Annotated in this window: 10 protein-coding genes and 1 other annotated feature; of the genes, 2 read left to right on the forward strand and 8 right to left on the reverse strand. The window is 37.5% G+C overall.

Features of this window, described 5'->3' with window-relative positions:
- Positions 1-155: 155 nt before the first annotated feature.
- The gene (gene megL, locus KI356_RS16055) at positions 156-1,331 is read right to left on the reverse strand and encodes a methionine gamma-lyase (RefSeq protein ID WP_212935881.1); all 1,176 of its coding nucleotides are present in this window, start codon (positions 1,329-1,331) and stop codon (positions 156-158) included.
- A gap of 400 nt (positions 1,332-1,731) precedes the next feature.
- Here megL and rpsD point away from each other — a divergent pair, with 400 nt between their 5' ends.
- Entirely contained in the window at positions 1,732-2,334 is a 603-nt protein-coding gene (rpsD, locus tag KI356_RS16060; protein WP_098778696.1) for a 30S ribosomal protein S4, read from the forward strand.
- Positions 2,335-2,712: 378 nt separating this feature from the next.
- On the opposite strand, the gene KI356_RS16065 is transcribed toward rpsD, so the two are convergent.
- Positions 2,713-2,841 (reverse strand): transporter, encoded by a 129-nt coding sequence (locus KI356_RS16065; protein WP_128280719.1) that lies wholly within the window; start codon positions 2,839-2,841, stop codon positions 2,713-2,715.
- A gap of 188 nt (positions 2,842-3,029) precedes the next feature.
- Here KI356_RS16065 and KI356_RS16070 point away from each other — a divergent pair, with 188 nt between their 5' ends.
- Positions 3,030-3,332, forward strand: a complete 303-nt coding sequence (locus tag KI356_RS16070; protein WP_212935882.1) for a YjdJ family protein — start codon at positions 3,030-3,032, stop codon at positions 3,330-3,332.
- A gap of 65 nt (positions 3,333-3,397) precedes the next feature.
- Here the strand turns inward: KI356_RS16070 and tyrS are convergent, their stop codons facing one another.
- The 6 genes from tyrS to acsA all read right to left on the reverse strand — a co-directional run bounded on the left by tyrS (position 3,398) and on the right by acsA (position 8,669).
- Entirely contained in the window at positions 3,398-4,654 is a 1,257-nt protein-coding gene (gene tyrS / locus KI356_RS16075) for a tyrosine--tRNA ligase (RefSeq protein WP_002123065.1), read from the reverse strand.
- Positions 4,655-4,724: 70 nt separating this feature from the next.
- Positions 4,725-4,954: a binding site (T-box leader), on the reverse strand.
- A gap of 77 nt (positions 4,955-5,031) precedes the next feature.
- Positions 5,032-5,277 carry a hypothetical protein gene (locus KI356_RS16080; protein ID WP_128280717.1) on the reverse strand — a complete coding sequence of 82 codons (246 nt, stop codon included), beginning with the start codon at positions 5,275-5,277 and terminating at the stop codon, positions 5,032-5,034.
- Positions 5,258-5,803 carry an RNA polymerase sigma factor gene (locus tag KI356_RS16085; protein WP_212935883.1) on the reverse strand — a complete coding sequence of 182 codons (546 nt, stop codon included), beginning with the start codon at positions 5,801-5,803 and terminating at the stop codon, positions 5,258-5,260. Before KI356_RS16085 ends, KI356_RS16080 begins: the two co-directional genes overlap by 20 nt.
- Complete coding sequence (locus KI356_RS16090) at positions 5,784-6,239, reverse strand: hypothetical protein (RefSeq protein WP_212935884.1); 456 nt, start codon at positions 6,237-6,239, stop codon at positions 5,784-5,786. The genes KI356_RS16085 and KI356_RS16090 overlap by 20 nt, the downstream gene beginning before the upstream one ends.
- Before the next feature lie 67 nt (positions 6,240-6,306).
- Positions 6,307-6,864, reverse strand: a complete 558-nt coding sequence (locus KI356_RS16095) for a maltose acetyltransferase domain-containing protein (RefSeq protein WP_212935885.1) — start codon at positions 6,862-6,864, stop codon at positions 6,307-6,309.
- Positions 6,865-6,950: 86 nt separating this feature from the next.
- On the reverse strand, positions 6,951-8,669 hold the full coding sequence (gene acsA / locus KI356_RS16100; protein ID WP_128280713.1) for an acetate--CoA ligase: 1,719 nt from the start codon (positions 8,667-8,669) through the stop codon (positions 6,951-6,953).
- Between the last annotated feature and the right edge of the window lie 166 nt (positions 8,670-8,835).

Consider the following 8,835-nt stretch of genomic DNA (forward strand, 5'->3'; position numbering starts at 1 on the left):
CGGGCGTTTACGGGCAGTTCATCTCCCAACTAACTTCTTTGCTCCAGCCGAATTTTGAGGTAGGAGTTTTACTGCCCTCAAATAGCGGGATAAAACAAAAAAAGGGTGAGTTATCGATTCAGTACGTCCTGTACGAAATCGATAGCTCACTCTTTTTATTGATTCACAGTAGATATTTTCTTTAACGCTTGCTCTAGATCAGAAACGATATCCTCCCACGATTCTAAACCGACTGATAAGCGTATTAAATTATCGAAAATGCCCATTTCTTTTCTTAGTTCAGCCGGAATTGCAGCGTGCGTCATCGTTGCTGGGTGCTGGATTAACGTTTCTGTATCTCCTAAACTTACCGCAATTGTAATAAAGTGAAGATCATTAATAAACGACTGCGTTTCTTCTTTTCCGCCTTTTACTGAAAAAGAAATAACGCCGCCGCCCCGCTTCATTTGGCGAGATGCAATATCTCCTTCTGGATACCAAACACCTTCTACCGCATCATGATTTTTCAAAAACGATACAATTTTTTCTGCATTATCACAATGGCGATCCATTCTTACTGCTAACGTTTTTAATCCGCGTAACAATAACCACGCATCAAACGGCGCCATAATACCGCCGATATCTTTCCGCATCGGGCGAATTTTGTCAGCTAACGCTTTCGTTTTACAAATTGTGACACCCGCCACAACATCACCGTGACCACCAATATATTTTGTCGCACTGTGAACGACGGCGTCACAACCGAGCTCAAGAGGTCTTTGTAAATAAGGTGAACAAAACGTATTATCAACAATGACAAGTAAGCCATTTCGCTTCGCAACACGAATAACCTGTTTTAAATCAATTAATTTCATCGTTGGATTAATCGGCGTTTCAACGAAAATAAGCTTTGTATTTGGACGAATCTTACTTTCAAGATCCTCCTCGCTCTCCATATTACAAAACGAATGCGTAATCACAAACTTTTCTTCTAACACTTCTAAAAAACCGTACGTACATCCATATAATCCATTTGAACAAATAATATGATCTCCAGCCTTTAGAAAACCAATTAAAGTTGCTGAAATAGCTGCCATGCCAGATCCAAAGGCAAGCGATTCTTCTCCTCCTTCTAACACCGCCATACGTTCTTCAAATAATTTCACAGTTGGATTTCCAAGTCTTGAGTAAATATAAGATGGATCTACTCCTGCAAAACTTGCCTCGCCTTGCTGCGCAGTCTCAAACGTAAATGTAGAAGTTTGAAATAAAGGTGGTGTTAAACTCCCTTTATTTTCATTTGATTCATAACCGTGATGAATTAATGCTGTCTCCATATGTTTCTTTTTCATAAAAACATCCCCCTTATGTCTTTATTGCCACATATCTACCAGTAAAAATCTGATGAACGCTTTTACTACATTTTATGTAAGCGCTTTACTTCTGTTTCTAACTCTCTTCTTTTATATTGTTTTAAATTCCTTCTTGTTAATTTCCAAAATTTATCTGCATAAAACAAAAAGGTAGTCGCTTGACGAAACTGTAGGTAAAAGATATAATAGCGTTTGTGTAAAATAAAAAGGCAGCCTTGTAATGTGAGTTTATCGTTTGTATTTTGTTCCTCTACGGAGGTGTATCTCGTAACTCCCTGCTGCTGGAGCGAAGGTACATGAAAACAAAATGCCCGTAAATATCGATTACGTCTGTTTTTATTTTACGTAAATAAAAACATTTTTAAAGGAGGAGTCAACTATGGCTCGTTATACAGGTCCAGCTTGGAAACTGTCTCGTCGTCTTGGAATCTCTCTAAGCGGCACAGGAAAAGAATTAGAAAAACGCCCTTACGCACCAGGTCCTCACGGTCCTAACCAACGTAAGAAACTTTCAGAATACGGTTTACAATTACAAGAGAAACAAAAACTTCGTCACATGTACGGCATGACTGAGCGTCAATTCCGTCGCACATTTGACCAAGCAGGTAAAATGCCTGGTAAGCACGGCGAAAACTTCATGATCCTTCTTGAAGCTCGTCTTGACAACTTAGTTTACCGTATGGGCTTAGCTCGCACTCGTCGTGCAGCTCGCCAATTAGTAAACCACGGTCACATCACGGTTGATGGATCTCGCGTAGATATCCCATCTTACCGCGTAAAACCTAACCAAACTATCAGCGTTCGCGAAAAATCTAACAGCCTTGTTGTTGTTAAAGAAGCGATCGAAGTTAACAACTTCGTACCAGAATACTTAACTTTCGATGCTGATAAGTTAGAAGCTACTTACACTCGTCACGCTGAGCGTTCTGAGTTAGCAGCTGAAATCAACGAAGCATTAATCGTAGAGTTCTACTCTCGTTAATCTCGGTACTCTGAAAAGAGTCGTATTAAAAGCCTTAGGAACCTTGTTTATCAAGGGGCCTGGGCTTTTTTTATTTATATAACTGTCGTATATATAGTAAGATACTTCAAGGAAGTTTTTTCATGAGTTATGGATAATCGTCCTTGCTTCTCTTTTATTCATCTCAACGATTGAATTCTCTTTAATACTAGCTCCGTTTATTGTGCAGAATTTTATAATCCACCTTCATTACATGCTGTTATACTTATTCCCTTAAACATATAATCATTTCGTTTTCAGACTACCCCTTTTTCATTACTTCCAAATCATATCTCAATAGAAAAAGCTACCAAAGAAACTAAAACGTTCCCTCTGGTAGCCTTTATTTATATATTAAAGTTATTTATTTCCCTCTTTTTGAACATATACATAAGCATCTTTCTGCTCTTTATGTATATCAACCTTCGTATTCTCTGCAAGCTGACCCGCATTTAGCAAAGAAAAAATAATGAGCGCTTCTAGTGACATTTCGTTTTACCACTCCTTTCTATTTGTTATACGCTTATCATACCGCTTACATGTGATTTCCGTATGAACACGAAAAGGAGATTAAAACAACAAGCTTAAAGGCTTGCCAACTGTACTCTATCGCCAAAATGGTTTATTCAAGAAAATTATTACGTTATAATAGCCATAAAATGGGAGGTTGATTCATTTTGACAATAAACCAAATGGTTCAATTAGGAAGTTCTTTAATGCTGTTTATTACTTCAGCATTTATTAGTTGGTATCAGGGAAGTAATTTAATCGATTATCCTGATGAATGGAAATATAGCGCTAAGTTTACGAATTACTTTAAAGGCACCGTTTCAAATTACCAAGATATTTATCAAATCGATTTCTTTATATATGCAGCAAAATTCTATCCCACAGCATTTGTCGTTATGTTAATTAGCTTGCTTTATATGCTCGTATTAATTCTTCATATTCTATTTAAAAGAAATCATGAGGCAATATAAAAACCCCGAACCATAGACTTTTCAGCCTACAATTCGGGGTACTATTGTTTTAATTTCTTTTCTTATTAGTAACGAATTAAGAAATATTTCTTCTTACCGCGGCGAATGATTGTGAATTTATCTTCGATGCGGTCGTTTTCTGTTACAACGTAATCTAATACTTGTGTACGCTCACCGTTTACATAGATTGCACCATTTGTTACATCTTCACGTGCTTGACGTTTAGATGGTGAAATTTTGCTTTCTACAAGTAAGTCGATTAATACTGTATCTTCTGCAGTACGTTCTACAGATGGTACGTCTTTGAATCCTTGTTCGATTTCGCTTGCAGTAAGTTCTGCTACAGAACCACTGAATAATGCAGCTGAAATTTTAATTGCTTGCTCTAACGCTTCTTCGCCGTGAACAAGTTTTGTCATTTCAGAACCTAATGCTTTTTGTGCTGCACGTTTTTCTGGCGCTTCAGTTACTTGCTTCTCAAGCTCAAGAATTTCTTCATGAGATAAGAATGTGAAGTATTTTAAGTATTTAACTACATCACGGTCATCTGTATTGATCCAGAATTGGTAGAACTCGTAAGGAGTTGTTTTCTCTGGGTCTAACCAAATTGCGCCGCCTTCTGTTTTACCAAACTTCGTACCGTCAGATTTTGTAACTAGCGGGATTGTTAAACCGAATGCTTTCGCATCTTCTTCTGATTTACGGATTAATTCAAGACCAGCTGTAATGTTACCCCATTGGTCACTACCACCGATTTGCAGACGGCAATTATGTTGTTGGTATAAGTTTAAGAAGTCGTATGATTGTAAAATCATGTAACTAAACTCAGTGAATGAAATACCAGTTTCTAAACGAGATGCTACTGTATCTTTTGCTAACATATAGTTTAAACCGAAGTTTTTACCAATATCGCGTAAGAATGTAATTACATCTAAGTTACCTAGCCAGTCATAGTTGTTAGCCATCGTTGCTGGGTTGTCCACGTTTTCAAACTCTAAGAAGTTTGAAAGCTGGTTTTTAATGCTTTCTGTGTAGTAAGCAACTGTATCTTTCGTATTTAATGTACGCTCTGCTTTTTTACCACTTGGGTCACCGATCATACCAGTACCACCGCCAACAAGTGCGATTGGTTGGTGACCAGCTAATTGGAAACGACGTAACATTAATACTGGTAACATATGACCGATGTGTAAGCTATCCGCTGTCGGATCGAAACCACAATATAATTTAACGCTTTCTTTTTCTAATAATTGCTCAAGGCCTTCAGCGTCTGTTTGCTGATTAATTAGACCGCGAAATTCAAGATCTTGTAAAATACCCATATCCTACATACTCTCCTTTAAGTTCATTACTGGCGTGAAGGTTGAAAACATAAAAAAATCGCCCCTTTAAATAAGGGACGATTTTGATTATCGCGTTACCACCCTAGTTGCAGGCAAAAAAAAGCCTACCACCTTATTTACATAACGGCTTAGCACCGTCTTTTCCCTTTTGAATATAACTCAATCGAAAAAAGATGCTCTAGGGGCGTAATTCGCGATCATCTATGTGCTGATTTTCACCGACCATCAGCTCTCTAAAACAGGGAAATGATCACTACTTCTCCCTTTCCACGCTCAATTATTCATATACTTTTCTTTATACCATCATTTATATAGGCGTGTCAAATAGAGGTAGGATTTCTCTTCTTGCCAAACCTTTACAACGTCGCAAGAAGTATCGTAATAAGAGAAAGAACTGGAACACCAACTAATATCGAAACATGAAACACAACCGATAAATCATTTCCAATCGTAGCTTCCACAGGATCTTTCGCCGGAGAACCAAGAAATCCGATTAATCGATCGAATCGACTTACCGTTTTTGGAAAATCCGGTATTTCTACATGGTCACTATCTAAATGCTGCTTTAATTTATATTCATTCTTAAAAGGATTTTCGCTCAATTTCATCCACCTCCAGCAATTGCTTTAATTTTTTCATCCCGTTATGGAGTCTCGATTTCACTGTTCCAATCGGAATGTTTAATATCTCTGCAATCTCTTTTTGCTGCATATCATGATAATAAAAAAGGATGAGGACAGCTCGCTGTTCTTCAGGAACTTTCAAAATTGCATCCCTTACAGTAAGACGGTCTTCTTGTGAAAACTCTACCTCCTGAACTGGTACTAAAAATGGTAAGAGCGTCCTCCACTTTTTTCTTCTATTTAATTTATTAATCATAAGACGATAACCAATTTGAAATAAATACGTTTTTATTTTGCCTTTTTCAGGTTCATACATATGTTTCTTTCGTTCTAACGTCAAAAACGTATCTTGTACAAGGTCGATACTTAATTGTTCATCTCGGTTAAAGCGATACAAAAATGTATATAGCGCTGGTTTAATTAAAACGTATAATCTTTCCCCAGCCTGCTTATCTCCCTTTTGGTACGCAAGCATGAGCTCCTCCTCAATCCCAATCTGCGCCATGATTTTTGATCTCCTTTATTCCTTTTAACGTTAACGAAATGCGGGAAATTAAATATACACTTGCGACAATAATCCACGCTTGTGATTGAAGCGTAAAAAATTGAACATATGAGTTTTGTATTGTATGACCACTTAACACTAAAATATTTAATGCTTGCACACATATGCATGCATACACTGCAAGACAAGCCGAAATCGTATCAAATACATTCCAGCGAAAATACACTTTTGTTTTTGTAAAATCAATTTTATTTCCATTTTTTCGTACAATATACTTCTTATCAAACGGAATAAGGATTGAAAACATACCAATCATTATGACTCCAACTGTAATCATTGAAACTTTAAATCCAATTGGTATTGGCAAAAATAATCCACCAGAAAATACAACTATAATTCCAACTACAGCAAAAGTAAGCATCAATTTATTAGACATATAAAGCGCCTCCCTCATCTATTCTTTTATAAATGTATACAGACGAGGAAGGCGCTTCGTTCAAATATTATTTTATTTTTTTAATAATCTTTGCAGGATTCCCGCCAACTACTACATTATCCGGTACATCTTTCGTTACAACAGCTCCAGATGCAATGACTGCATTATGTCCAATTGTTACGCCCGGATTAATAATGGCTCTTCCGCCAATCCATACGTTATCGCCAATTGTAACTGGTTTTCCGTATTCAGTACCGCTTATGCGTTCTACTGGATCAAGTGGGTGTGTTGCTGTATAAATGTGAACACCTGGGGCTAACATACAATTCACTCCGATTGTTACTGGGCATACGTCTAAAATCGTACAATCAAAGTTCGCGTAAAAATTTTCGCCAACGTGAATGTTATAGCCGTAATCACATTTAAAAGAAGATTCAAGATGAATATTATCTCCTGTCGTTCCGAATAATTCTTTTACGATTTCGCTACGCTCTTTTAATTTCACTTCTGGCGTATCATTTAATTTTCTCGTTAGTATACGAGCTTGCTCCCTCTCTTGAATCAAAACAGGATCAGCTGGTATGTACATTTCCCCAAGTATCATCTTTTCTTTTTCTGTTTTCATTTCCTTCTCCCCTTCCAACACGTATATATAAGTTCATCATAACATAAAAAAAGGTCTGAACGTTGTTTCGTTCAGACCTTTCTTTTTTAATCTTCCATCGTCGATAAGTCACCTGTTGGTAAGTTTAATTCCCACGCTTTTAATACGCGGCGCATAATTTTACCACTTCTCGTTTTCGGTAATTTATCTTTAAATTCAATTTGCCTTGGCGCTGCATGAGCTGCTAGGCCTTTCTTTACAAATTGACGAATTTCTTCTTTTAATTCTTCTGATGGCTCATATCCTGCCCGAAGCGCGATAAATGCTTTAATGATTTCTCCGCGAACCGGATCAGGAATACCGATTACACCAGCTTCTGCAACAGCAGCGTGCTCGATTAATTTGCTTTCTACTTCAAACGGTCCAACGCGCTCACCTGACGTCATAATTACATCGTCAATACGTCCTTGGAACCAGAAGTATCCGTCTTCATCCATATAAGCTGAATCACCTGATACGTACCAATCTCCCGGCATGAAGTAAGACTCATACTTTTGCGGGTTATTCCAAACAGCGCGCATCATAGATGGCCAACCTTTTGCAATTGCTAAGTTCCCCATTGTGTATGGAGGTACTTCATTTCCTTCATTATCAACAATCGCTGCTTTCACGCCCGGAATTGGTTTACCCATTGAACCTGGACGGATTTCCATACAAGGATAGTTACAAATAACTTGTCCACCTGTTTCTGTCATCCACCACGTATCATGAATACGAAGTCCAAATGCGCTCATACCCCAGCGAATTACTTCTGGATTTAATGGCTCACCGACACTTAATACGTGACGAACTTGTGATAAATCATATTTTTTAATTGCTTCTTGTCCAGCTCCCATTAACATACGGAACGCTGTTGGTGCGCTATACCAAACTGTTACACCGTAATCTTGCAGTGCTTCATACCACGCTTCCGGACTAAATCTCCCGCCTAAAATAACATTTGATGCCCCGACTAACCACGGTGCAAAAATACCGTAAGCTGTTCCAGTTACCCAGCCTGGGTCAGCTGTACACCAATATACATCATCTTCTTTTAAATCTAATACCCATTTCGCTGTTTGATAATGCTGAACCATTGCGTTTTGCGCATGAAGCACACCTTTTGGCTTACCAGTAGAGCCAGACGTGTAATGAAGGATTAAACCATCTTCACGGCCTAACCATTCGATATGTAATTCTTTTGAAGCTTGTTCAAATAAAGGATTGAAGGCTACAAGTTTACCACCTTCTTCTGCATTATCTCCAACAAGAAAGACTGTTTTTAAAGCAGGTAAATCATTTAATGGTATGCGCTCTAACAATTCAGGCGTTGTAATTAACACCTTTGCTTCGCTATCTTCTAAACGATCGCGAACTGCACCTTCCATAAATGCTTCAAATAGCGGTCCAACAATTGCTCCTAATTTCACTGCACCAAGAAGTGCAAAATATAATTCTGGAGAACGTGGCATAAAAATAAAAACGCGATCGCCTTTTTCAACATCGCCATAATTTTTCAGGACGTTTCCTGCTTTATTAGAAAAATCCTTCATTTCCTTAAACGTATATTTCTCTTTTCGCGATCCATCTTGATAATAAAGGGCTACTTTATTTTTACGATCGGATTTCGCATGCTTATCAATTGCTTCATACGCCATATTTACTCGGCCTGTCTCATTCCAAGTAAAATTTTTATTAACCTCTTCCCAGTTAAAATTCGCGTATGCCTCATCATAATTCGGCAAATTATTTTCTCCTTTAATGACAGGAAGCGTTTCTACTTTCATACTTTACATCCCCCTCCTATGTATTCTATTATCTATTATAATGATATTATTTAAAATTTTCAGTATATTTGTTGATTTTTAGACAAATTTTTAATGACAAAATTCGATTCACATCGCATATATTATAAAGTACGATATTAATAGATTCACAAACCCTCAAGGTGGT

Origin of the sequence: Bacillus hominis (assembly GCF_018332515.1) — a bacterium.
Lineage (GTDB): Bacteria > Bacillota > Bacilli > Bacillales > Bacillaceae_G > Bacillus_A > Bacillus_A hominis.

Bases quoted from the DNA above. Each gene is read 5' to 3' on its own strand.
- tyrS (WP_002123065.1), bottom strand. From the start codon at position 4,654: ATGGGTATTTTACAAGATCTTGAATTTCGCGGTCTAATTAATCAGCAA.
- rpsD (WP_098778696.1), top strand. From the start codon at position 1,732: ATGGCTCGTTATACAGGTCCAGCTTGGAAACTGTCTCGTCGTCTTGGA.
- acsA (WP_128280713.1), bottom strand. From the start codon at position 8,669: ATGAAAGTAGAAACGCTTCCTGTCATTAAAGGAGAAAATAATTTGCCG.
- megL (WP_212935881.1), bottom strand. From the start codon at position 1,331: ATGAAAAAGAAACATATGGAGACAGCATTAATTCATCACGGTTATGAA.
- KI356_RS16085 (WP_212935883.1), bottom strand. From the start codon at position 5,803: ATGGCGCAGATTGGGATTGAGGAGGAGCTCATGCTTGCGTACCAAAAG.
- KI356_RS16065 (WP_128280719.1), bottom strand. From the start codon at position 2,841: ATGTCACTAGAAGCGCTCATTATTTTTTCTTTGCTAAATGCGGGTCAG.
- KI356_RS16090 (WP_212935884.1), bottom strand. From the start codon at position 6,239: ATGTCTAATAAATTGATGCTTACTTTTGCTGTAGTTGGAATTATAGTT.
- KI356_RS16095 (WP_212935885.1), bottom strand. From the start codon at position 6,864: ATGAAAACAGAAAAAGAAAAGATGATACTTGGGGAAATGTACATACCA.